Source organism: Kineosporia succinea (assembly GCF_030811555.1).
Taxonomy (GTDB): Bacteria; Actinomycetota; Actinomycetes; order Actinomycetales; family Kineosporiaceae; genus Kineosporia; species Kineosporia succinea.
In genome coordinates this window covers 5,233,632-5,256,321 of record NZ_JAUSQZ010000001.1, presented here as the reverse complement: position 1 = coordinate 5,256,321, position 22,690 = coordinate 5,233,632, and the positions used below count along the sequence as shown (strand labels likewise).

The 22,690-nt window shown below is 71.5% G+C and carries 22 protein-coding genes; 13 read left to right on the top strand and 9 right to left on the bottom strand.

The genetic code is table 11. The annotated features are described in order from the left end of the window. The first annotated feature begins 108 nt into the window (after positions 1-108). Positions 109-660, top strand: coding sequence for a GNAT family N-acetyltransferase (locus tag J2S57_RS22830; RefSeq protein ID WP_307246366.1), 552 nt, complete (start codon positions 109-111; stop codon positions 658-660). A 10-nt stretch (positions 661-670) separates the two neighbouring features. On the opposite strand, the gene J2S57_RS22825 is transcribed toward J2S57_RS22830, so the two are convergent. The 3 genes from J2S57_RS22825 to J2S57_RS22815 are packed head-to-tail and all read right to left on the bottom strand — an operon-like array spanning position 671 to position 2,579. After that, positions 671-1,084, bottom strand: coding sequence for a MarR family winged helix-turn-helix transcriptional regulator (locus J2S57_RS22825; RefSeq protein ID WP_307246365.1), 414 nt, complete (start codon positions 1,082-1,084; stop codon positions 671-673). Positions 1,085-1,119: 35 nt separating this feature from the next. Further along, positions 1,120-1,533, bottom strand: a complete 414-nt coding sequence (locus J2S57_RS22820; RefSeq protein WP_307246363.1) for a hypothetical protein — start codon at positions 1,531-1,533, stop codon at positions 1,120-1,122. Between the two features lie 44 nt (positions 1,534-1,577). Beyond that, positions 1,578-2,579: a nucleoside hydrolase gene (locus J2S57_RS22815; RefSeq protein ID WP_307246361.1), complete on the bottom strand. Its 1,002-nt coding sequence runs from the start codon at positions 2,577-2,579 to the stop codon at positions 1,578-1,580. 190 nt (positions 2,580-2,769) lie between these two features. Here J2S57_RS22815 and J2S57_RS22810 point away from each other — a divergent pair, with 190 nt between their 5' ends. Then, complete coding sequence (locus J2S57_RS22810; RefSeq protein ID WP_307246359.1) at positions 2,770-3,153, top strand: tautomerase family protein; 384 nt, start codon at positions 2,770-2,772, stop codon at positions 3,151-3,153. A 222-nt stretch (positions 3,154-3,375) separates the two neighbouring features. Here J2S57_RS22810 and J2S57_RS22805 read toward each other — a convergent pair whose 3' ends face one another. Together J2S57_RS22805 and J2S57_RS22800 are read right to left on the bottom strand one after the other, a co-directional pair. After that, positions 3,376-4,074 (bottom strand): class I SAM-dependent methyltransferase, encoded by a 699-nt coding sequence (locus tag J2S57_RS22805; protein ID WP_307246357.1) that lies wholly within the window; start codon positions 4,072-4,074, stop codon positions 3,376-3,378. Positions 4,075-4,113: 39 nt separating this feature from the next. Then, positions 4,114-4,497, bottom strand: a complete 384-nt coding sequence (locus tag J2S57_RS22800) for a YchJ family protein (RefSeq protein ID WP_307246355.1) — start codon at positions 4,495-4,497, stop codon at positions 4,114-4,116. A gap of 116 nt (positions 4,498-4,613) precedes the next feature. Between J2S57_RS22800 and J2S57_RS22795 the strand changes: the two genes are divergently transcribed. Both J2S57_RS22795 and J2S57_RS22790 read left to right on the top strand, forming a co-directional pair. Further along, complete coding sequence (locus tag J2S57_RS22795; RefSeq protein ID WP_307246353.1) at positions 4,614-5,441, top strand: LLM class flavin-dependent oxidoreductase; 828 nt, start codon at positions 4,614-4,616, stop codon at positions 5,439-5,441. Between the two features lie 2 nt (positions 5,442-5,443). Further along, a complete protein-coding gene (locus J2S57_RS22790; protein WP_307246351.1) occupies positions 5,444-5,620 on the top strand; it encodes a hypothetical protein in 177 nt (58 codons plus the stop codon). Positions 5,621-6,089: 469 nt separating this feature from the next. On the opposite strand, the gene J2S57_RS22785 is transcribed toward J2S57_RS22790, so the two are convergent. Beyond that, entirely contained in the window at positions 6,090-6,995 is a 906-nt protein-coding gene (locus J2S57_RS22785) for a YwiC-like family protein (RefSeq protein ID WP_307246349.1), read from the bottom strand. 114 nt (positions 6,996-7,109) lie between these two features. On the opposite strand from J2S57_RS22785, the gene J2S57_RS22780 reads away from it, so the two are divergent. The 7 genes from J2S57_RS22780 (at position 7,110) to J2S57_RS22750 (ending at position 14,556) form a co-directional block, all read left to right on the top strand. Further along, positions 7,110-7,520 (top strand): nucleotide triphosphate diphosphatase NUDT15, encoded by a 411-nt coding sequence (locus tag J2S57_RS22780; protein ID WP_307246346.1) that lies wholly within the window; start codon positions 7,110-7,112, stop codon positions 7,518-7,520. 66 nt (positions 7,521-7,586) lie between these two features. Next, the gene (locus J2S57_RS22775; RefSeq protein WP_307246344.1) at positions 7,587-8,663 is read left to right on the top strand and encodes a lactonase family protein; all 1,077 of its coding nucleotides are present in this window, start codon (positions 7,587-7,589) and stop codon (positions 8,661-8,663) included. 199 nt (positions 8,664-8,862) lie between these two features. After that, entirely contained in the window at positions 8,863-9,780 is a 918-nt protein-coding gene (locus J2S57_RS22770) for a helix-turn-helix transcriptional regulator (protein WP_307246342.1), read from the top strand. Between the two features lie 140 nt (positions 9,781-9,920). Further along, the gene (locus J2S57_RS22765) at positions 9,921-11,975 is read left to right on the top strand and encodes a serine/threonine protein kinase (RefSeq protein ID WP_307246340.1); all 2,055 of its coding nucleotides are present in this window, start codon (positions 9,921-9,923) and stop codon (positions 11,973-11,975) included. A 307-nt stretch (positions 11,976-12,282) separates the two neighbouring features. Then, positions 12,283-12,969 carry a 7-carboxy-7-deazaguanine synthase QueE gene (locus tag J2S57_RS22760; protein ID WP_307246338.1) on the top strand — a complete coding sequence of 229 codons (687 nt, stop codon included), beginning with the start codon at positions 12,283-12,285 and terminating at the stop codon, positions 12,967-12,969. 43 nt (positions 12,970-13,012) lie between these two features. Then, a complete protein-coding gene (locus tag J2S57_RS22755) occupies positions 13,013-13,648 on the top strand; it encodes a hypothetical protein (protein WP_307246336.1) in 636 nt (211 codons plus the stop codon). 2 nt (positions 13,649-13,650) lie between these two features. Further along, entirely contained in the window at positions 13,651-14,556 is a 906-nt protein-coding gene (locus J2S57_RS22750) for a metallophosphoesterase family protein (protein WP_307246334.1), read from the top strand. Positions 14,557-14,732: 176 nt separating this feature from the next. Here the strand turns inward: J2S57_RS22750 and J2S57_RS22745 are convergent, their stop codons facing one another. The 3 genes from J2S57_RS22745 to J2S57_RS22735 all read right to left on the bottom strand — a co-directional run bounded on the left by J2S57_RS22745 (position 14,733) and on the right by J2S57_RS22735 (position 19,474). Continuing rightward, a complete protein-coding gene (locus tag J2S57_RS22745) occupies positions 14,733-15,818 on the bottom strand; it encodes a DNA glycosylase AlkZ-like family protein (RefSeq protein WP_307246331.1) in 1,086 nt (361 codons plus the stop codon). Positions 15,819-15,839: 21 nt separating this feature from the next. Further along, positions 15,840-17,201 (bottom strand): FAD-binding oxidoreductase, encoded by a 1,362-nt coding sequence (locus J2S57_RS22740; RefSeq protein ID WP_307246329.1) that lies wholly within the window; start codon positions 17,199-17,201, stop codon positions 15,840-15,842. 77 nt (positions 17,202-17,278) lie between these two features. Continuing rightward, positions 17,279-19,474 (bottom strand): malate synthase G, encoded by a 2,196-nt coding sequence (locus J2S57_RS22735; RefSeq protein WP_307246327.1) that lies wholly within the window; start codon positions 19,472-19,474, stop codon positions 17,279-17,281. A gap of 264 nt (positions 19,475-19,738) precedes the next feature. Here J2S57_RS22735 and J2S57_RS22730 point away from each other — a divergent pair, with 264 nt between their 5' ends. Further along, positions 19,739-21,079 (top strand): M15 family metallopeptidase, encoded by a 1,341-nt coding sequence (locus J2S57_RS22730; RefSeq protein ID WP_307246325.1) that lies wholly within the window; start codon positions 19,739-19,741, stop codon positions 21,077-21,079. A gap of 72 nt (positions 21,080-21,151) precedes the next feature. Next, positions 21,152-22,528, top strand: coding sequence for an MFS transporter (locus tag J2S57_RS22725; RefSeq protein WP_307246323.1), 1,377 nt, complete (start codon positions 21,152-21,154; stop codon positions 22,526-22,528). Positions 22,529-22,690: the final 162 nt, after the last annotated feature.

The following is a 22,690-nucleotide window of genomic DNA, read 5'->3' as shown; positions in this document are numbered from 1 at the left end:
GTCCAAAACCATCCCCCGATAGCAAAATGCCCGAATTGTGGACGCCCCGGTCGGCTGCGCCGCCCATCTCCCCTCCGGTGCCGCACGGCTCGGGCACCATGGTCCAGCATGACGCAGGCCACGCTCCGGACGCACCGGCTCACCCTGGTTCCGCTGGCGGAGAGTCACCTCGACCACGAGCTCGAACTGGACTCCGACCCGCAGGTCATGCGGTACCTCTTCAACGGTCGCCCGCGGCCGCGGGAGGACATCGTGACGTCTCACCAGCGGCGGCTCCAGGTGGCCAGATCGTCGTCCGGGCTGGGCTTCTGGGCCGGTTTCACCGAGGGTGCGTTCGTGGGCTGGTGGCTGCTGGAACCGTCGCCGCGTGAGGGTGACGTGGAGATCGGCTACCGGTTGCTGCCCCGGTTCTGGCGTCGGGGCCTGGCGTCGGAAGGCAGTGCCGAACTGCTGCGGCACGCGTTCGAGGACCTCCGGGTGCAGCGTGTGTTCGGCGAGACGATGGCCGTGAACGCGGGGTCGAGGGCGACGATGACGAAGATCGGCCTGCGTCATGTGCGCACGTTCCACCAGACCTGGGACGAGCCCATCGCCGGGCACGAACACGGCGAGGTGGAGTACGCAATCACCCGCGAGGAGTGGACGCTCACCCGGCCCTGACCCGGCCCGTTCACCCGTGATCCCGCACGGTGCGTCCCAGAGCCTCCTCGTAGCCGAGCAGGGTGCGCACCACCACGGCCCGGTGCTCGGCGGACAGCTCCCTCATCACCGCGCCCCACGCGTCCGCACTGCCGGCCAGCCAGTCGTCGACCGCCCGCACGTACGGCGGCGCGACCGCGACGATCCGGCGCCGCCGGTCGTCCGGATCCTCCTCGCGCACCAGCAGCCCGCCGCGTGACAGGTCACCGACCATCAGGCTGACCGTGGTCGGGGCGAGTTCGAGCCGCTCCGAGAGCTCGCCCACGGTGAGACGGCCCTCGTGCTGCAGGTAGGCCAGCAGCGACAGGTGCCGGGGCGCCAGGTCGAAGTCACGCAGCACCTCCGGCATCGGCAGCCGCTTGGCCCGGCCGACCAGCCGGGGCATCAGCAGGAGCAGGGTGCGAACGGCCTCGTCGGTGCTCAGCCCGGCCCGCCCGTCGCCTTCCCCGTCGCCCCTCCCCGTTTCTCGCCCGCGGCTGCCCTCGCCAGCTCGTTCGCCATCTCCCTCGTCGGCCCCTTCGCCGGCTCGCGTGCTGACTCGCCTGCCGGTCCCCTCACCGACTCGCTCGCCGACCCCGTCACCGGCCCCGTCACCGGCCCCGTCACCGGCCCCGTCGCCAGCCCCTCCGCCAGCCCCTCCGCCAGCCCCTCCGCCAGCCCCTCCGCCAGCCCCTCCGCCAGCCCCTCCGCCAGCCCCTCCGCCAGCCCCTCCGCCAGCCCCTCCGCCAGCCCCTCCGCCAGCCCCTTCGCCGGCCCCTTCGCCGGCCCCTTCGCCGGCCCCTGTGCTGCCTCCCTCACCGAATCGCTCGCCAGCCCCCGTGCCACCTCCCTCACCGACTCGCTCGCCAGCCCCCTTGCTGCCTCCCTCGCCGACGGTCTCAGCCGACGGCAAGGGGCTCACCGATCCGGGTCAGCGCATCGACGACCAGCGCCCAGAAGCGATGGGTGTCCAGCCCGACGGCGACGCGGGTGCGGCACGACTCCGGCGCCGGTTTCCGCAGATCGACGACGGTCATGCCCCGCGTCGGCCCCTCGGCCAGCGAGACGTCGATCGGGGCCCGGCGGAACTCGAGCACGGACGCGTCGATGATCGCGGCGACCGCGACCGGGTCGTGCACCGGCGGGCAGGCGAAGCCCTGGCTGGTGACGTAGGCCGCGCCGTAGAAGTCGAGCATCTCGCCCACGATGCGGGCCGGGGTGGTGCCGACCGCGTCGAGGTGGCCGCGCACCTGCGTGGTGGCGAGCGCGAGGTGGGTGACATCGAGGCCGATCATCGTGACCTCCCAGTTCTCGTGGACGACGACATGGGCGGCCTCCGGGTCGACGGCAATGTTGAACTCGGCTGTCGGCGTGAGGTTTCCGCCCTGGATCGCGCCGCCCATGAAGACCACCTCGCGCACGCGCTCCACGATGCGGGGCTCCAGGCGGGCGGCGAGCGCGAGATTCGTCAGCGGCCCGGTGGCGATGATGGTGACGGTGCCGGCGGGGCGGGTCATGACGGTGTCGATGATGAGCTGGACGCCGTGGCGCGGGTCGAGGGGCGCGACGGGCTCGGGCAGGTGCGGTCCGTCGAGCCCGCTCTCGCCGTGGATGTCGGCGGCGACGAACGGTGCGGTGACCAGGCCGCGGGTGGCGCCGGCGGCGATCGGGACGTGGCTGAACCCGCCGGCTGCGGCGATCGACTGCGCGTTGCGCGTGATCTTGGCCAGGGTCTGGTTGCCCGCGACCGTGCTGACGCCGACCAGGTCGATCGCCGGGCTGCCGTGGGCCAGCAGCAGGGCGATCGCGTCGTCGTGCCCCGGGTCGCAGTCGATCAGCACCGTACGAGCCCGCGATGCGGTCGGGCTCCCGGCGATGTCCCCGGTCGTGTCGTCGAGCATGTCATTCCCCTCAATCCATGAAGAAGCCGACGCTACCTCCGGCATCCCCGTTCCCCTCCCCGCAGCCACCCCGACACGGTGATCGTCGCCGCGCGTACCGGAAATGTTCACGCGCGCCGCCCTCTTCCGAGTTATGTTTGCTGTCAAAGCTATTTGGAGCCGCCCCGGAACCACGACGAGAGGTGCCACCGTGCCCCACTTAACCGCCCGCGTCCTCGAGCCCCAGCTGGCCGGCCGGGAGCCGGAGCTCATCGCCGCCCTGACCGACGCCGTGGTGAAGGTGTACGGCGACTGGGCCCGTCCCCTGGCCGTGGTGCACCTCGAGGGAGTGCCACCGGGCCGTTGGGGTGTGGGAGGTGTGCCCGTGCCGACGGCCGCGCCGGCCGTCACCTTCGGCATCCGCGAGGGTGCGCTGACCGGCCCCGAGGGCGCCGAACACGCTTCTGCCCTGGTCGCTTCGATCACGGACGCGGTGGTGGCCGTCTTCGGTCCTGACGTCCGCCCCGGCGTGTCCGTCGAGTTGGTCGCAACCCCACCGGGACGCAGCGGGAGCGGCGGCGTCATCGACTACTGACCCGAACCTCCCGGCCCACTCACCTCCCGGCCCACTCACCTCCCGGCCCACTCACCTCCCGGCCCACTCACCTCCCGGCCCACTCACCTCCCGGCCCACTCACCTCCCGGCCCACTCACCTCCCGGCCCACTCACCTCCCGGCCCACTCACCTCCCGGCCCACTCACCTCCCGGCCCACTCACCTCCCGGCCTCGCCTGCGGCGGGCCGCCCCGTGGCCGGCTCAGGCGGCCACGGGGCCGTCTTTCGGTTCGGCCCTGGCGATCAGGTAGGCCTGAGGCTCTTTCTCACGATCGCCCGGAGCCACGACCATGCTGCTGAAGATCGTGAAACCCGCTTTCCGCAGCCAGGGTTCGTAGTCGGCGATGCGGCGGCGGTGCAGATCGAGCGAGATCTCGTGACCGTAGGCGGCGGCGATGTGCCGCACCTGCTCGCCCTCCTGGAACGCGAGCAGGAGATGGCCGCCGGGCACGATCACGCGGCGGTACTCGGCGAGCGCGACCGGGATCAGGTGATCGGGCAGGTGGATGAGCGAGTACCAGCCGAGAGCCCCGGCCAGCGAGGAGGTGGGCAGGTCGAGTGCGGTCATGGTGCCGACCTCGAACCGAAGGTCGGGGTGCTCGCGGCGGGCCACCTCGATCATGCCCGGTGACAGGTCGATGCCGAACACGTCGAGCCCCAGCGCGGCCAGGTGCCCGGTGATCCGCCCCGGACCGCAACCGATGTCGGCGACCGTACCGACGCGTCCGCCATCGTGCCCCTCATCGGGGTGAAGGACGAGATCGGCGAACAGCTTCAGCATCGCCTGGTCGGTCCAGCTCGTGGCCAGGTGATCACGCAGGAGGTCGGTGTAGTCGACGGCGACCTGGTCGTAGGTGGCCTGGACGGAACGCAGCGCGGGGTCGAGGTCGGTGATCGGCACGGTCGCTCCCGAGGGTCGTCTGTCTACGTGCGACGAACCCTAGACGCGGGGTGCGACATAAACCCATTGCCCCTGCTCACGGCGGAAATACGAGTCCTCCCGCTGGACCTCGCGCACGCCCTGGTGCCGGTAGTGGGCCTCGAACTCGACGGTGCCCTCGGTGTCGAACGGGCCACCGGCCGTGCGGTCGAGCACGACCAGCCGGAGCCAGGTGATGTCGTCGTCGAGATACATCTCCTCGGGCCGGTTCTCGGGCGCCCAGGTGCGCAGGAGGTAGTCCCCGTCCTGCACCACGAACGCCGAGTAGCGGCTGCGCATCAGGGCTTCGGCGGTCGGGGCCGGTTCACCCCCGTGGTAGCGGCCGCAGCACTCGGCGTACGGGTCGCCCCAGCCGCAGGGGCAGCGGTCGGACGGCTTGCTCATCGGTGCACCTCGGGACGACGTAGGAACCACCCGGTTTCCGGACGGCGGCCGGACCATCCCATCACGGTGAGCGGCTCGTTCCCAAGACTGTCGGTGGTCGCTGGTAGGTGTTGGACATGACCAGCTACGGGTTCATTCTTCCGGGTGGCTCCGCGAGCCAGCAGCTCGAGCAGGCGGTCCTGGCCGAGCAGGCCGGGTGGGACGGCATCTTCGTCTGGGAGGCGGCGTACGGTGTCGATGCCTGGGGCCTGCTCAGTGCCGTCGCTGCGTCCACGTCACGCATCCGGCTCGGCACGATGCTCACGCCGCTGCCGTGGCGCCGGCCCTGGAAGCTCGCGTCGCAGGTGGCCACGCTCGACGACCTGTCCGGCGGCCGGGCGGTCGTGGGGCTCGGCCTCGGGGCGATCGATCCGGCCCTGCCGAGTGCGAGCGGCGAGGTCACCGACCGGAGGCAGCGCGCGGCGATGCTCGACGAGGGCATCGACCTGATGCGGGCACTCTGGCGGGGCGACAACGTCTACGAGGGCGAGCACTACCGGATCCAGACGGGTGCGGCCGAGGTGGTCACGGGCGGCCTGAAAACGACGCAGAACCCGATCCCGATCTGGACGGTGGGGGCCTGGCCCCGCCCCAAGTCGATGAACCGCATCCTGCGCTGTGACGGCGTGATCCCGGAGTACCACCTGGGCGAAGGCCGCGAGGCCACTCCCTCCGATCTGCGTGAGCTCGTCGCCTGGCTGGCCGAACGCGGGCGCACCGGGCTCGATGTGGTGCACGAGGGCCAGACGCCGGCAGACGACAGGTCCGCCGCACTCGCGATGGTCACTCCGTGGGTCGAGGCCGGCGCCACCTGGTGGCTGGAGTCGCGCTGGGGCGGTGACCAGCACGGCGAGGAGAAGATGCGCGAGGTCATGACCCGAATCGAGGCAGGACCACCGCGCTGAGTGTGCCCGCCCGAGACAGCGTCGCGGTCACCGATCCGGCCCGAGGCAGCACCACCCTGACCGCCCCCGCCCGAGGCAGCACCACCCTGACCGACCCCACCCGACCCAGCACCACCCTGACCGACCCGGCCCGAGGGGGCACCACCCTGATGAGCGAGCCGCCCCACCCCGGAAAGTGAGTCGCCCCGAGGCCGCGCCACCCTGGACAGTGAGTCGGCCCGCGCTCGAGCCGCCATGCTGAGCAACCCGGCTCAGGTCGGACCGCCCCGGTGAGCAGGTCAGCTCGAGGCTGGGCTGCCCGCGGTGATCGGCGTGCTCACGGCCACGGCGCAAGCGCCTCAATCGGCCCGGGTCGCGCTGGATCTGGGCACACGTTCTGGACACGAGGTGCCGCTTTCATCGGGGCGCGCGAAACTCTGATGCTTTCGATAATCGATAATCGAAAGCATCAGAGTTGCGGTTGCCCACCAGGTTGAGCCCGCCAGGTTGAACCCACCAGGTTGAACCCACCAGGTTGAACCCACCGGGTTGAACCCACCAGGTTGAACCCACCAGGTTGAACCCACCAGGCTGAGCCCCCGCGCCACCGCCTGAAGCAGCACTGCCGCGAGTGCCCGGACGCCTCGACGGCCCACCCGGGACGCCGAGTCAGATCACGACCAGCGACGTGCCCGCCACCACCAGGAATCCGGCCAGTTCGCCCATCCCGATGAGCGACGGACGCAGCGCGGGGTCGTGCCACAGCCACGCCCTCACCGCGATCAGCACGAACGGGACCGTCAGCAGCAAAGGCTGATCGGTCACCAGAGTGGTCACGGCCATGAGCGGGACGCAAGCCACGGCGAACGCCTGGGAGAGACGGGTGAAGGTGGGGTTGTTGCGTTCCCGGATCAGGGATTTCACGTGCAGGGTGCTGCCGATCAGGGTCAGGGCGCAGGCGATCAGGGCAGTGATGACGGGGGCGGTGGTCATGGCGTCGAGGGGCAGGTCCGCCGGGGACGAGGCGACCAGGGACGAGGCGGCCGGGGACGAGGCGGCCGGGGACGAGGCGGCCAGGCCGGCCACGACCGGGACCAGCAGCACGCACTCGCCGATGAGCACGAGGTCGTTGAACACCGAACGCTCCCGCCGGGCCCGGGCCTGCTGGAGATTGACCAGGAACAGGAGCAGGTAGGCGAGCAGCACCCAGCTCAGCCACAGGTGCGTCAGCAGCAGCGGTACTCCGGCGACGAGGCAGAGCGGGATCCAGATGAGGGCCGCGCGGCGGAATCTCGCGGGACGGCGCGCTGTCAGCAGACCGGTCACCGCCCAGCTGCTCGGATAGGCCGCCACCCACGCGACCGTCAGCAGGAGCACCCACCACGACCAGTCCGAGGCGGCGCCCCCCAGCACCAGGGGCAGGGCGAGGAATCCCCAGGCGCCGTGCTGGTTCGGGACGACCGGGGGACGCCGGGTCCGTCCGGTTCGCCGGGGAACGGCGGCCGGGACTGCGCCCGGCGATCGTCCGCGTCCCACGGCGCTCGGATCGGATCCGGGGGTCTGCGTCGTGCTCACGGTTCCACCCTTGGCATCCTGGGGCAGGATCGGCAAGGGCCGGAGGGCCCTGGTGAACAGACCGCTCACGAGACCGGTCACCGCCGACCGTCCTCACGAAGACAGGAGCGACACGTGTCACCTCTGAAAGGCCCGTTCGTCGGGGTCAGCGCCGTGGTGGTCCGCGACGGCGCGGTGCTGCTCGGACGCCGGCTGGGCGCGCACGGGGCCGGTACCTGGAGCTTTCCCGGCGGCAAGATGTCCGCCGGTGAGGAGCCCGCGCAGACCGTGGCCCGGGAGCTGGCGGAGGAGACCGGGCTGGTAGCCGTCGAGGTGCGTCCGCTGCTGTGGACCAGCGACGTCTTCGCCGACGACGGTCTGCACTACATCACCCTTCACCACCTGGTCGTGGCCGAGGGCGAACCGCGGGTCCTCGAGCCCGACAAGGCCGCCGAATGGGTCTGGTGGAGCACCCGGACCCCCTGGCCGGCACCGATGTTCGGCCCGGCCGCGCGACTCCTGGATCGATGGACGGGCTTCCCCTGAGGGCACCCGGGCATACTCCTCCCCATGTCAGCGAACGAGCCAGTGAACGAACCAGCGAACGAACGAGTGAACGAACCGGGCGGCCGGCAGCCGGACCTCTTCGTCGGCACCTACACCGAGCGACTCCCCCACGTCGACGGGCAGGCTCCCGGCATCATGCGGGCCCACTACTCCGGCCGCGGCGAGCTCGGCGACGCGACCCTGGCCACCGTCTTCCGGAACCCCTCCTGGGTGACAGCTTTCGAGGGCGTCCTGTACGCCGTCTCCGAAACTCGTTCTGACGGCGGCGAGGGTGACGTGAGCGCCTACCGCATCGACCCGGACTCGCACACCCTCGTCCTGCTCGGCATGCAGCCCTCCGGCGGCGCCGACCCGGCCCATCTCGCCGTCTCCCCCGACGGCCGTTACCTGGCCGCGGCCAACTACAGCGGCGGCTCGGTCGCGTTGTTCGGCCTCCAGGACGGCACCGGCCGCATCGGCGAGCGCCTCGCCGTGGTGAAACACGAGGGCGAGGGCGCCGATCCGCAGCGTCAGGAGGGCCCGCACCCGCACATGGTGGCGTTCGACCCCTCGCGGCCCGAGCTCTTCGTGCCCGATCTGGGTCTCGACGCGGTCGTCGTGTACGGATTCGGCCCCGAGGGCCTGAAGGAGTCCGGCCGGATCGGCCTGCCGCCCGGCACCGGCCCGCGGCACCTGGCCTTCCATCCCTCGGGCGACGTGTTCTTCCTGGTGGGCGAGCTCGACAACAGCTTGCGGACGTTCCGGCGCACCGAATCCGGTTTCGTCCCGGTCGGTTCGGTGTCCCTTCTGCCGGAGGGGACGGACGCGGCCAGCACCGCTGCCGCGGTGCGCGTGCATTCCTCGGGAGAACTGGTGTTCGCGAGCAACAGGGGGCACGACAGCATCAGCGTGTTCCGGTTCGGCCCCGGCGCTGCACTCGAGCTGATCGCCAACGTGCCCGTGCGCGGCCAGGCCCCGCGCGACATCGTGCTCACCCCCGACGAACGCCATCTGCTCGCCGCCAACCAGGACAGCAGCTCGGTGACCGTGTTCTCCCTGGATCCCCAGGCCACCGGCGAAAATACGCTGGTCTATGTGCGGGAATACTGGGTTCCTACACCCGTGTGCCTGGCCTGGGCCTGACCGGCTTCGCTACCTTCTGAATACGGTCGCTCACCCGGCGCATTCCCTCGGCGCCCGGCACCGCATTCGTCCCGATCTTCGGTGCCCCACATGTATCTCAGCCGATCCCTGCGTCTCCTACCACTGGGGCCCCGCCGGACGGCATCATCACCTCAACGTTCCCGGGCGGGGGATGCCCGGCAGCGACGGAGGAGTCTCGATGCAGACCGGCAACAGCACGGGGATCAGTCTGGCAACCGGCACGTCCCGGCCCAGGGTTCTCACCCAGCACGGAAAGCAGCGCCCGGACGAGTACCCGAACCGGTACCCGGCCGGCCCGGCCACGCCCAACGGCCAGCCGGGCCCCGGCCGGGGGACCGCCGGCTCACTGCCCGGCTCAGTGCCCGGCTCAGTGCCCGGCTCAGCGCCCGGCCCGGGCCCGCAGCAGCAGATCACGCAGCACAGCCCGCACCAGGCCAACGGCGCCCGCTCGACCAAGGTGTTCGTCTTCGGCTGCGACCGGCTCTCGCAGGCCGGCATGGTCGCCTATCTGCGCGACTGCCCCGGCATCGAGCTGGTGCCCGAGGCCGGCATGGCCACGGCCGACGTCACCGTGGTCGCGGCCGAGGCGATGGACGAGCCGAGCCTGCTCGCCCTGCGCGCCGTCCAGCAGTCCGGCACCCGTCGCACCCTGCTGGTCGTCGGCGAGATCGACGCCCGCGGCATGGCCGACGCGTTCGACGCCGGGGTCATCGGCATCCTGCGCCGCTCGGCCATCACCACCCGCTCACTGATGCGCGCGATCGCCTCGGCCCAGGCCGGCGAGAGCGTGCTGCCCACCGAGCTGCTGACCCGGCTCGTGCGCCAGGTGCGCGCACCCCGCCCGCGGGCCTCGAACCTCACCGACGTCCCCGCCGGCACCCAGACCGTGCAGGTGCCGCCCGCCCAGCACCACACCGAGCGCGAGCTCCAGGTGCTGCGCATGCTCGGCGAGGGCTGCGACACCCGGGAGATCGCCCGCCGTCTGGCCTACTCCGAGCGCACCGTGAAAACCGTCATCCAGGACCTGTCACAGCGCCTCGGCCTGCGCAACCGCTCGCACGCCGTGGCCTACGCGGTGCGCAACGGCCTGATCTGAACGACGTCGGGGGGCGTCCGCAGGCAGCGAGGGGATAACGAAACCGTGACCGCTCCAGGGGGCTTTCATCGTGCTCTCATCCGGTCCGGGTAGATTCGCCGGTCACTACGGGAGCAAGGCCGACGATCCAGGAGAGTGCTGTGCCGCTGTCACCCCTTCGGGCCGGTGACCCGGCGACGATCGGCACCTTCCGGCTCGTGGCCCGCCTCGGCACCGGGGGCATGGGCGTCGTCTACGTCGGCACCGACTCCGCAGGACGTCCCGCGGCGGTGAAGACGGTCAAGGCCGAGCACGCCGCCGACCCGAGGTTCCGGGCCCGGTTCCGGCGGGAGGTCGCGGCGGCCAGCGCGGTGACGGGCGCCTGCACCGCGCGGGTGCTGGGTGCCGACCCGGACGCCGACGAACCGTGGCTGGCCACCGAGTACGTGGGCGGCGCGAGCCTGCACGACGTGGTCGGTGCCGACGGCCCTCTCACCCCCGAACTGCTGCACGCGCTCGCCTCCGGCCTGGCCGAGGCCCTCGTCGCGATCCACACGGCCGGCGTGGTGCACCGCGACCTGAAACCCGCGAACGTGCTGCTGGCCCCGGACGGCCCGAAGGTCATCGACTTCGGCATCGCCGCGCTGGAGACGGCCACGCTGGCCACCCGTACCGGCGTCGGCCTCGGCTCCCCCGGCTACATGGCCCCGGAGCAGATCACCGGCACCACCACGATCGGACCGCCCGCCGACGTCTACGCGTGGGGCCTGACCATGGTCTACGCCGCGACCGGGCACTCTCCCTTCGGCTCCGGCCCAGCCCCGGCGCTGATGTACCGCGCCGTGCACGCCGAGGTCGACCTCACCGGCCTGCCCGACTGGCTCGAGCCGATCGTGCGCGCCGCGCTGACCCGCGAGCCGGAGTCGCGGCCCACGGCCACCCAGGTGCTGGGCGGCCTGGTCGACGAGGAGCAACGGACGCGTCCCCTCACCCGGGGCGCGCAGGCCCCGGTCGAGGGTGGCCGGCGGGCACGGCGCGCGGAACGTGAGGCGCAGCAACGCAACCCGGCCGCCGCCCCGCCTGCCGGAGCAGACCCGAACGCCGCGACGGGCAACGGCCGAGCCGGCAGAGCGAGCACCCCCGGCCCGGAGAACCCGGCCCACGACCCCCGACCCGCCGAAACCGCTCTCCACCCGGAAGGCGCGGCGTACGCCGCCGCCACCGAGCAGATCCTGCACCGCGAGTGGCACCAGCCCTCCGCCGCCCAGGCCCCCAGCCTCCCCGCGGAACCTCTCTGGGCCACACCGACGCCGGGCCACCCGGCACCAGGCCCGCACACCTCCGGCCACCCGACACCGAGTCACGCGACACCGAGTCACGCGACCCCGGGTCACGCCACCCCGGGCCACGCGACCCCGGGCCGGCTCAGCCCCGGCGTCCCGGCCTACGGAACGCCACCCGACGCAAGCCCCGCCGGCCCCGGCACCCGGGCGACGGCCCCCGGGACCGGCCCCGGCGCGTCCACGCTTCGCGCCCGACTGCCCCTGATCCTCACCAGCGCCGCCGCTTTCGTTCTGGCCGGCGCCCTGGCCTGGGTGCTCTTCCTCGCCCCGGACGATCCCGGGCAGCCCACCACCACCGCAGACCCGACCACGCGAGCGACGCCGGCGACCGAGCCCGACGCGTCCGCAAGCCCTGCTCCCGACACCACGACGGCGACGCCGGACCCGACCGGGACCACCGCGTCCCCCAGCGCCACCGCCCAGAGCGGGATCACGTTCGACGCCAACGGAATCCCCTCGTACGGCGGTGAACTCGGCGATCTTGCGCTCGCGACCGGCTTCAACAACTTCATCGCCTCGCACAACGGCGACACCGTGCGGATCGACTCCGGCGCCCCCAACTCCGAGCACATCGACAAGAACTTCGTCGAGCGTCCCGGCGACGACGAGGAGTTCGACGACCCACACTTCACCGTGTTCGAGTGCAACGACCTGCCCGAGGGCCAGGAACCCGACTTCGCCCCCGAAGCCCCCTGCTCCGCCGCGACTTACGTGATGGACCTGGACGACGACGGCGAGGCCCGCTTCTTCTTCAGCAAGGGCGCCTACCGCCTCGAGGGCTACTTCGAGGTCGAGATCGACGACGACCCCAGCGACCAGGGCGCGACCGTGGTGCGATTGAAGGGCCGTGACACGGACGACGTCGTCAACTGACCGCCCGAGGTGGCACGGCCTGCCTGGCACCGGACAGCCCGCGACCACCACCCCGAACGGCCCAGGATGATCACCCCGAGTAAGTGCGCGATCACGCTCGTGCAGAACGAAAAACAATGTGCATGAACGGATCTGAGCATTTGGGAAGACATGGCGCAGCAGACGGGGGAATTTCCGCAGTCCAGCGTTAAGAGGTGCTTACCCGTGTGATGATGCTCCCCGGAGGGCCGCGCATCGTCACAGGAGGGTCACCATCAGTACCGCCAGCGAGTACCCGCTGACCACGGCCCGGGCACGACCACAACTCGTGGTCGCGGGCGTCGTCGGGCCGACCGTGCATCCCCAGGGCCGCTCTGCCGGGCGCCGCTGCGTCGTCGTGCAGATGGGCGGCTGCAATCTTTCCTGTTCGTGGTGCGACTCGGCCTTCACCTGGGACACCTCCCGCTACGACCTGCAGCGCGAGGTCGGCTACTGGCGCATCGAGGAGATCGCCGAGACGGCCCGCTCGGCCAACACGCCCCTGATCGTGATCAGCGGCGGCGAGCCCCTGCAGCAGCAGAAGGCCCCGGCCTGGCCCCAGTTCCTCGAACTGCTCGGCGGCTACGAGATCGGCCTGGAGACCAACGGCACCTTCCCGCCCACCGAGACCACGCTGCACCGGGTGAGCTGGGTGACCGTCTCCCCGAAACTGGCGCACTCCGGCGACCCGGCCTGGGCCCGCATCAACCGCGAGGCCCTCGTCGCCTGGGGCCTCGCCGCCCGCCAGTTCGACATCGACTTCTCCTTCGCCGTGCGGGATCTCAGCGACGTCGAGTCCGCCATCCAGATCACCAAGCTGCACGAGCTGCCGTTCGACCGGATCTGGATCGTGCCCGAGGCCACCACCGCGGCGCTGTCGGCGAGCCGGCTGGCCGAGGTGTCCGAGGCGGCGATCCAGGCCGGCTTCAACCTCTCCGCCCGGCTGAGCGCCCTCACCAACACGCGCAACGCGTGAGAACGCACGTGCAGTCCTGTTCATCCCATTAAAGTTCTCTCTCGTGAGTTCGAACCAGGCCGTCAGCTACCTCCGCACCCGTGAATGGCATCTCAACCTCGGGGTCGGAGGTGGCGGCCGTGGGCAACTCGAGCTCGTGGCCGAAGACCATGAACGCTGGTGCGCCGCCGACGGCCGGATGCGGGTGCTGGAGGTGCGTCCCGACACCCCGCCGCACGACCACTCCTCCACCGCACAGGTCGAGTGGGCGTCCGCGCTGCCCACCGACACCGCCTCGCTGCGCGCCTACCTGCTGAAGGGTGCCCCCTCCCCCGAGCACAACGTCCCCGAGACGCTCGTGCTCATCGCCGCCGTGCAGCGCCTGCACAACCAGGCCATCCCGTCCGCGCTGGCCGCCGCGTTCCACGAGATCCTCACCGCCCAGCCCGATCTCACGGCGGTCGGGACCACCACCGACCGGGCCGGGCGCACCGGTGAGGGATACTCGTTCGAGTTCTCCTTCGGCCCCGCCCGGCGCCTCACCCTGATCTTCGACCCGGCCTCGAAAGCGCTGCTGGCCAGCGAGGAAATGCTGATCGAGCCCGGTCGCCTGGCCGTCGAGGTGCCCGCCGTGGCCAGTTACGTGCTCTACCTCCAGCAGGCCTGGGTCACCGGCCTCGACGAGCGGCCGGGAGCCTGAGCATGCCGAGACTTCTCGCCGTCAGCGACCTGCACATCGGCTACCAGGAGAACCGCGCGATCACCGAGTCGCTGCACCCGACCGGTGCGGACGACTGGCTGATCGTCGCCGGTGACGTCGCCGAGAAGGTCGAGGACGTCGAGTGGACGCTCCGGCTCCTCTCGGAGCGGTTCGCGAAGGTGATCTGGGTGCCGGGCAACCACGAACTGTGGACGCATCCGAGCGACCCGGTCACGCTGCGCGGACTCGAGCGGTACGAACGACTGGTCGAGATCTGCCGCGGGCTGGGCGTCGTCACGCCGGAGGACGAGTTCGTGGTCTGGACCGGCGAGGGCGGCCCGCTCACGATCGTGCCGATGTTCCTGCTGTACGACTACTCGTTCCTGGCACCGGGCACGACCACCAAGGAGGAGTCGCTCAAGGTCTCCTACGACACCGGCGTGGTCTGCTCCGACGAGCGCTTCCTGCACCCCGATCCGTACGCCACCCGCGAGGACTGGTGCCGGGCCCGCATCGCGTACACCCAGGAGCGTCTGGACGCCCTCGGGCCCGACGTGCGCACGCTGCTGATCAACCACTGGCCGGTCGAGCGGCACCCCAACGACATCCTGCGCTACCCGCAGTTCGCGGTCTGGTGCGGTACCTCCCTGAGCGCCGACTGGCACACCCGCTACCGGGCCGACGTGGTGGTCTACGGGCACCTGCACATCCCGCGGCGCACCTGGAAGGACGGCACCCGGTTCGAGGAGGTGTCGGTCGGCTACCCGCGCGAGTGGAAGATGTGGGGCCACGGCTCGTGGCTGCGGCAGGTGCTGCCGGCGCCGGACGGTGTGGAGGCTCCGGAGGGCGGCACCGACGTGTCGTTCCAGCGTATGTGGCCCAAGCCGGAACAGGCCCCGAAGAAGTGAGCCTGGCCCTGAAGAGGTGAGCTGGTCCGCCGACGGGAGATTGGCCCCGGCGGCGGTGACGGCGGCTCTCGCCGCACCCTGACATACGGCGACCGCTCCCGCACACCACCACCGGGTACTCATTCAGACTCATGACCGGGCCGATCGGTTCCCCGGTTCCTCAAGAATCTTTTGAGCTAGAGGAAACGAACCGCGGCCTCATCGGCACCGCGGGCCGACGCGACGACCCGGGCCTCGTCGGCGACCTGCTGCCGCACCCCCGCGGGCAGCGGCGAGAAGGCCGTGACCTCGATCGACAGCACCTTCCGGGCCAGCTTCGCACGCCAGGTCGCCACCACGTCACCGTCGGCGAGCACCACCCCGGGATTGCTCAGCGCCTTGTAGACCTCCTTGTGCCGCACCGGGTCCGGCACCACCAGCTCCCGGTCGCGCACCGTCAGCCAGGGGTCACCGCCGGGCAGCAGCCGCACCAGTTCGGGCCGGGCGGCCGAGGCCAGCTCCTCCACGAGCCCGGCCGGCATCCAGGCCTTCCCGGCCGGGGTCACGACCTCCTCGAGCCCGTCCGGCAGGCACCGCTTCACCGCCGTCGCCGACATCCCCGCGTACGCCGCGAGCGCCGCCGTCGAGGCCGGGCCGTTGACCCGGAGATAACGCATGATCATCTCGTCGAGCCCCGTGGCCACGGCCGGGACCGGTCCGCGCAGCGCGGCGGGCAGCGGCTTCAGGAACGTGGACCGCCCCTCGGTCACGACCTCGACCCCGGCGGCCGCCCCGACGAGCTGGAACAGCCCGCCGCTGATGTGCCGCGACTCGCAGGTGGGGCAGTCGAAGTTCAGGTCGTCGGGCACGGCCGCGCTCACGCGGCGGCTCACCTCGCCCTTGGGCAGTTTCTCGGTGACGGCCTCGCGCAGGGCGGTGGCGGCCGCGGTGAAGGCCTCGATCCCCCGCCGGGCGCCGTCTTTGATGCGGGGGTTGCTGATGCGGCGGGTGGCGTCGGCGTCGTCCACCGGCCAGGTCGCCGCGGCGATCCGCTTCAGGTCTTTCTCCGGGTGCACGTGCGGCGCTCCGCGCCAGCTCCAGACGATCCGGGTGGCGTGCGGACGCGGTGCCCGGCGAACGGCGAGAGCCGTCACCGAGGTGCCGGCGGGGGTGTCCTGCACCCCGGTCGCGAGCAGCCCGGCGACGTCGTCCTGGCCGGTCAGGCCCTGCGCGCGGGCCCGGTGTCCGAGCACGTTGTCCCGGGTGACGGTGACGGCAGCCATACCTGCCGTTCTACCAGGGCCTCACAGCACCGCGCCCGGATTCATGATGCCCAGCGGGTCGATCGCGGCCTTGATGCGCCGGCTCAGGTCGATCACGTCGTCGCCCACCTGCGCGGCCAGCCACGGCTGCTTCAGCCGCCCGACGCCGTGCTCGCCGGTGATCGTGCCGTCGAGCTCGATGGCCAGGTCCATCACCTCGCCGAACGCCGTCTGCGCGCGCTGCGCGGCCCGCGCGTCGGCCGGGTCGAACACGATGAGCGGATGGGTGTTCCCGTCACCGGCGTGCGCGATCAGCGCGATCGTCACGTCCCGCGCGGCCGCGATTGCCTCGATCCCCGAGACCAGGGCGGGCAGCCGGGGAACGGCGACCCCCACGTCCTCCAGCAGCAGTTTGCCCTTCTTCTCCATCGCCGGGATCGCCTGGCGCCGGGCGAGGGTGAACGCCTCCCCCTCGGCCGGGTCGTCGGTGGACACCACCTCGCCCGCCCCGCACCGTTCGAAAGCGGCCACCATCTGCGCCAGTTCACGATCGGCGGTGCTGCCCTCGGTGTCGGTCCGGGCCACGATCAGCGCGGCCGCCGACCGGTCGAGCCCCATGCGCAGGTGGTCTTCGACCGCGTTGACGGTGGTGCGGTCCATGTACTCGAGCATCGCCGGGCGCAGGGTCGAGGTGATCGCGACGATCGCCTCGGTCGCGGCGTGGGTGTCGGCGAAGGTGGCCACGACCGTGCGCGGCGGGGGCTGCGGCGGCATCAGGCGCAGCGTGACCTCGGTGACGACGCCGAGGGTGCCCTCGCTGCCGACGAAGAGCTTGGTCAGCGAGAGCCCGGCCGAGTCCTTGAGCCGCGGGCCGCCCAGCCGCAGCGCGCGGCCGTCGGCCAGCACGACCTCCAGGGCGAGCACGTAGTCGCTGGTCACGCCGTACTTCACGCAGCACAGGCCACCGGCGTTGGTGGCGACGTTGCCTCCGATGGAACAGATCTCGAACGATGACGGGTCGGGCGGGTACCAGAGCCCGGCCTCGGCGGCGGCCTGCTTGACCTCGGCGTTGAGCAGGCCCGGCTGCACCACCGCGACCCGGCTGAGGCGGTCGATCGCGATGTCACGCATGCGCTCGGTGGACAGCACGATGCCGCCGGTCAGCGCGGTGCTCCCGCCGGAGAGGCCGGTGCCGGCGCCGCGCGGCACCACGGCGACGCGGTGCTCCGAGGCCCACCGCAGGGCGGTCTGCACCTGCTCGGTGCTCATGGCCCGCACCACCGCCAGCGGGGTGCCCGCGCCGGGATCGGCCGCCCGGTCGAAGCGGTACTTGTCGGTGAGCACGGGATCGGTGACGACCACCCCGTCGGGCAGCGAGGCGGTCAACTCGTCGAGAACGCTCATCCGGCCCGCACTCCTCATCGTCGAGGCACCTTTCGTTCACCTTAGGCGAGTGCGGCCCCGACGACGAGGGCGAATCCCTACCCCACCGGCAGGCCCTGCGGGTGCGTCGAGGAGATCACGGCTTTCGCCGCCCGGCGCCGCGCGTGCAGGATCGGCTCGGTGTAGCCGTTGGGCTGCTCGGCGCCGAGGAAGACCAGGTCGCTCGCGGCCAGGAACGCCTGGCTGCTGTCCGGGTCGGCGGCCATCGGCAGGTAGCCGGGCGTACCCTCGTTCTGCCGGTCGACCACGGCCGCCATCCGCCGCAGGCTCTCGCGCACCTGGTCCGGCGAGATCACGTCGTGCCGCAGCCAGTTCGCCAGCAGCTGACTCGAGATCCGCAGAGTGGCGCGGTCTTCCATCAGGCCGACGTCGTGGATGTCGGGGACCTTGGAACACCCGACCCCGGCGTCGACCCAGCGCACCACGTAGCCCAGGATCGACTGGCAGTTGTTGTCGACCTGCTCGGCGCGCACCGCCTCGTCCCAGTCGCCCGGTGTACCGAGCGGGATGTGCAGCAGGTCCGAGACCGTCGTGCGACGCCCGTGAGCCGCCAGTTCCGCCTGCACCGCAGCCACATCCACGTCGTGGTAGTGCAGGGCGTGCAGCGTCGCGGCGGTCGGTGAGGGCACCCAGGCGGTGGTGGCGCCGGCCCGGGGCTGGGCGATCTTCTGCTCGAGCATGTCGGCCATCAGGTCGGGCATGGCCCACATGCCCTTGCCGATCTGGGCACGGCCGGAGAAGCCGAAAGCCAGCCCGATGTCGACGTTCTGGGTCTCGTACGAGGAGAGCCAGGCCTGGGCCTTCATGTCTTCCTTGCGCACCAGCGGCCCGGCCTCGAGCGAGGTGTGGATCTCGTCGCCCGAGCGGTCGAGGAAACCGGTGTTGACGAACACGATCCGGTCGCGCGCGGCGGCGATGCAGGCGGCCAGGTTCAGCGAGGTGCGGCGCTCCTCGTCCATCAGTCCGAGCTTGACGGTGTTGCTGGGCAGCCGCAGCAGTTCTTCGGTGCGCTCGAAAAGCGTGACGGCGAAGGCCACCTCGTCGGGCCCGTGCATCTTCGGCTTGACGATGTAGACCGAGCGGGTGCGGCTGTTGGCCCCGGAGTGCAGGCCCGGCAGGGCGGCCAGCGTGGTGACGACCGCGTCGAGGATGCCCTCGGGAACCTGGTGGCCGTCGGCGTCGAGCACGGCGTCGGTCGTCATCAGGTGGCCGACGTTGCGCACGAACATCAGCGAGCGCCCCGAAAGGGTGAGCTGCTCACCGTGATTGCGGGGAACGGCGTAGGCACGGTCGGTGTTCAGGGTGCGCTCGAAGGTGCGGCCGCCCTTGGTCACGGGGGCCGTGAGGTCGCCCCGGCTGAGGCCCAGCCAGGTGCGGTAGTCGCGAACCTTGTCCCCCGCGTCCACCGCCGCGACGGAGTCCTCGAAGTCGACGATCGTGGTGACGGCCGACTCCAGCACGATGTCCTGCACGCCGGCGCCGTCGGTGCGGCCGATCGGGCCGGTGCGGTCGAAGACGATCTCGACGTGCAGCCCGTGGTGCTTCAGCAGGACGCTGGAGGGCTCGGTGGCGGTGCCGGTGTACCCGGCGAACAGGGCCGGATCGGACAAGGTTGTCTTGCCGGACGGCACGTGCACGACGAGCTCGCCCCCGGCCACGGCGTAGCCGCCGGCGTCGGCGTGGCTGCCGTCGGCGAGCGGGGCGATCCGGTCGAGGAACGCGCGGCCGTAGGCGATCACGCGGGCGCCGCGCACCGGGTTGTAGTCGCCGGAACGGGTGGCGCCCTCGTCCTCGGCGATCGCGTCGGTGCCGTAGAGCGCGTCGTAGAGCGAGCCCCAGCGGGCGTTGGCGGCGTTGAGCGAGTAGCGGGCGTTCGACACCGGCACCACGAGCTGGGGGCCGGCGGTGCGGGCGATCTCCTCGTCGACGCCGGTGGTGCCGATCGGCACCGGCTCCGGTTCGGGCACGAGATAGCCGATCTCGCGCAGGAAGGCCTCGTAGGCGACGGGATCGAACGAGGTGTGGGCGCGGTGCCACTCGTCGATCGCGGCCTGCAGGCGGTCGCGCTCGACCAGCAGCTCGCGGTTGCGGGGAGCCAGATCGGTGACGAGTCTCTCGAAGCCGGACCAGAAGGCCTCGGGCTTCACGCCGCTGGCGGGCAGCGCCTCGGCCTCCACGAAGTCCTTCAGGACGGTGGCGACCTGCAGTGATCCCAGGGAGGTGTACTCGGTCATGCAATCCGCTCCACGCGAGGGGTTTATCCGGCCGCACACCACCTTATGTCGTGATCAGATCCTGTCGAGGGCTTGAGTCCATCGCTCGTCCGGCCATCGGTCACCGGTTCGGTGCGAGGGGTACCGAGGGGGTGCCGGGGGTGCCGTAGGCCGGGCGGGTGAGCCTGCTCGCCGTCACCGTCTCCCCCGTTCAGGCCGCCGTCGATCGGGTCGACCCCTTTCCGGACAGCAGATCCACGGGGGACGCGAGGAGAGACGGCACACGTGAGTTCCGGACGCCGGAGGGCCGCCTTCCTGTTCACGGGCCTGGCCCTGATCACTCCGCTCGGGGTGACCACCGCCCAGGCGGGTGTGGGCGCGAGCGCGACCACGACGTCCTCAAGCCCGCGGCCTGGGACCACCGGGCTCGGGAACGCCGGACCCGGGGACCTGGGGCTCGCGAGCGCTCGGCTCGCGAACCCGGCGCCCGCGGACCCCTCGGTCGAACGGGAGCCCACGCAGGCCGAGATCGACGCCCAGGCCGCCACGGTCGAGGCCCTGCGGCAGCAGGCCGAGGCCGACGCGGGTGACGTGCAGGACGCGCGCCGGGCCACCCGGGCCGCCGCGGTGATCGCGGGGCAGGCGCTGGAGGCGTACACCGGGGCGCAACGCGCGCTGCAGGAGGCGCAGGAGACCGAGGACCAGCTCGACGACGAACTGCGCAGCGCCACCGCGGCCGCCCAGGAGGCGGGCCGCCGGGTGGGTCGCTGGGCCCGTCAGGCCTATCAGGGAGGCAGCGGGCTGAACGCCAGCCCGCTGCTCAACGCACTGCTGGGTACCGACGGCGGCGACGCCCTGGCCTTCGGCAGCACCGTGCACACGCTGCGCCGGATCGGCGACGACCGGTCCCGGGACCTGGAGGAGGGCCGGCGCACGCGGGCCCGGGCCGAGCAGGCGGCGGCGGACGCGGCGGTCGCCACCGAGAAGGCGGTGTCGGCGGCGAGGGTGGCCGACGAGGCCCGCTCCGCGGCCGATGCCGCGGTGGCCCGGCAGCGGCGGATTCTGGACGACGCGGAGGCTTCGCTGGACATCTCCAGCGGGCAGGTGCGCAGTGCGGAGCAGAAGGAGCAGCAGCTGCGGGCAGCGTTGCAGTCCTCGCCGGGACCGTCGTCGGGCTCCAACTCGGTGACGGGCCCGACGGGTTCCTGCACGGGGTCGAGCGACCTGTCGGCCTATCCCAACGGCCAGATCCCGCGCGTCGCCCTGTGCGCCCTGAACAGCGCGCCCGGGCACTACCTGCGGGCCGACGCGGCCTATGCGTTCGACCGGCTGAGCGCCGCCTACGCCGCACGGTTCGGCAGCCCGATCTGCGTCACCGACTCCTACCGCGACTACGACACGCAGGTGCGGCTGTACGCCACCAAGCCGAACCTGGCCGCGCGGCCGGGTACGAGCAACCACGGCTGGGGCACGGCCACCGACCTGTGCGGCGGGGTGCAGACGTTCGGCTCGGCGCAGCACGAGTGGCTCTTCTCGAACGCCCCGCAGTACGGCTGGTTCCACCCCGCCTGGGCGCAGCGCACCGGGTCGCGGCCGGAGGCCTGGCACTGGGAGTTCGGCGGCTGACCAGCCGTTTCGATAGGTAACCGTTTCATCCCCGTTCGCCCATGACGCCCGGCCCGGCGCCATGATGACCGGGTGACGAACGACGTGGCCGCGGAACGGCGGGCCGAGCAACGCGCCTGGTACGTGTACGACTGGGCGAACAGCGCCTTCCTGACCACCACGCTGACCGTGCTGCTCGGGCCGTACCTGACCGTGCTGGCCAAGCGGGACGCCTGCCCCGGCCAGGACACCGATCTGGCGTGCCACACCGACCTGCACGTGCTCGGCGTCCCGGTCGCACCGGGCTCGCTGTCGCTGTACGTCGTGACCTTCGCGACGCTGGTCTCGGCCCTGCTGCTGCCCCTCGTGGGTGCGCTGGCCGACCGCACGGGCCGCAAGCGCTCGATGCTGGCCTGGTTCGCCTGGGCCGGGTCGGCCGCGGGCGTCTCGATGGTGTTCCTCGGCGGCGACAACTGGGAGCTCGGCGTCGTGCTGCAGCTGATCGCGACGCTGGCGTTCGCCTGCTCGATCGTGGTCTACGACTCGCTGCTCGTCGACGTGGCCGGGCCGGACGAGCGTGACCGGGTCTCCAGCCGGGGATGGGCCGCGGGGTACATCGGCGGCACGGTGCTGCTGGTGATCAACCTGGCGCTGGTGTCGGGGCACGACGCGGTGGGGCTGTCGACCGAGGGTGCGGTGCGGCTGAACCTGCTGCTGGCCGGTCTGTGGTGGGGCCTGTTCACGATCGTCCCGTACCGCCGGCTGCGAGACCGGCCGCCGGTCGACCCGGTCGAGACCGCGGCCGGGGGCGGGCTGCTGAGCATGGCGCGGGCGTCGTTCGGCCAGCTCGCGGACACGCTGCGGCACCTGCGCGGCTACCCGCAGACGATGGCCTTCCTGATCGCCTACCTGGTGTTCAACGACGGCATCCAGACGATCATCTACGCCTCGAGCATCTACGCCCAGGAGCAGCTCGGCCTGAGTTCCGACCAGCTCATCCTGGCGATCCTCATCGTGCAGTTCGTGGCCGTGTTCGGGGCCCTGTCGTTCGGGCGGATCGCGGCCCGGGCCGGTGCCTACCGCACCGTGTTCGGCAGTCTCTTCGTCTGGTGCGGCGTGATCGGCATCGGCTACTTCCTGCCCCACGGGCAGTTCGCGCCGTTCGCGTTCCTGGCGGCGCTGATCGGGCTCACCCTGGGCGGCACGCAGGCGCTGTCCCGATCGCTCTACAGCCACCTGATCCCGAGGGGACGGGAGGCGGAGTACTTCAGCCTCTACGCGGCCTGCGAGCGCGGCACGAGCTGGCTCGGCACGCTGGCGTTCGGGCTCACGTTCCAGCTGACGCACTCCTACCGGTACGCCATCATCATCCTGATCGTCTTCTTCGTCGTCGGGGCTCTGCTGCTCAGACGGGTGAATGTGCGGGCCGGTATCACCCAGGCCGGGAACCCGGTACCCGCAGTCATCTGAGGTCACGACCTGCAAGAATGTGACGTGGCGTGATCGGTCATTGACTACATGCTGAGAAAATTCGCCCAACCTCTATCTCGATGGAATAACGCTCTGTACGCTCTGGTTGACGTAATGAGTCGTCCGATGAGCGGATCACGACGACACATCACAGGAACATCT

Coding starts and splice junctions, on each gene's coding strand:
- J2S57_RS22825 (WP_307246365.1), bottom strand. CDS start 1,084: ATGCCCCGGCTGGTCGGCCGGGCCAAGCGGCTGCCGATGCCGGAGGTG.
- J2S57_RS22815 (WP_307246361.1), bottom strand. CDS start 2,579: ATGCTCGACGACACGACCGGGGACATCGCCGGGAGCCCGACCGCATCG.
- J2S57_RS22830 (WP_307246366.1), top strand. CDS start 109: ATGACGCAGGCCACGCTCCGGACGCACCGGCTCACCCTGGTTCCGCTG.
- J2S57_RS22770 (WP_307246342.1), top strand. CDS start 8,863: ATGCAGACCGGCAACAGCACGGGGATCAGTCTGGCAACCGGCACGTCC.
- J2S57_RS22795 (WP_307246353.1), top strand. CDS start 4,614: ATGACCAGCTACGGGTTCATTCTTCCGGGTGGCTCCGCGAGCCAGCAG.
- J2S57_RS22740 (WP_307246329.1), bottom strand. CDS start 17,201: ATGAGCGTTCTCGACGAGTTGACCGCCTCGCTGCCCGACGGGGTGGTC.
- J2S57_RS22750 (WP_307246334.1), top strand. CDS start 13,651: ATGCCGAGACTTCTCGCCGTCAGCGACCTGCACATCGGCTACCAGGAG.
- J2S57_RS22745 (WP_307246331.1), bottom strand. CDS start 15,818: ATGGCTGCCGTCACCGTCACCCGGGACAACGTGCTCGGACACCGGGCC.
- J2S57_RS22735 (WP_307246327.1), bottom strand. CDS start 19,474: ATGACCGAGTACACCTCCCTGGGATCACTGCAGGTCGCCACCGTCCTG.
- J2S57_RS22800 (WP_307246355.1), bottom strand. CDS start 4,497: ATGAGCAAGCCGTCCGACCGCTGCCCCTGCGGCTGGGGCGACCCGTAC.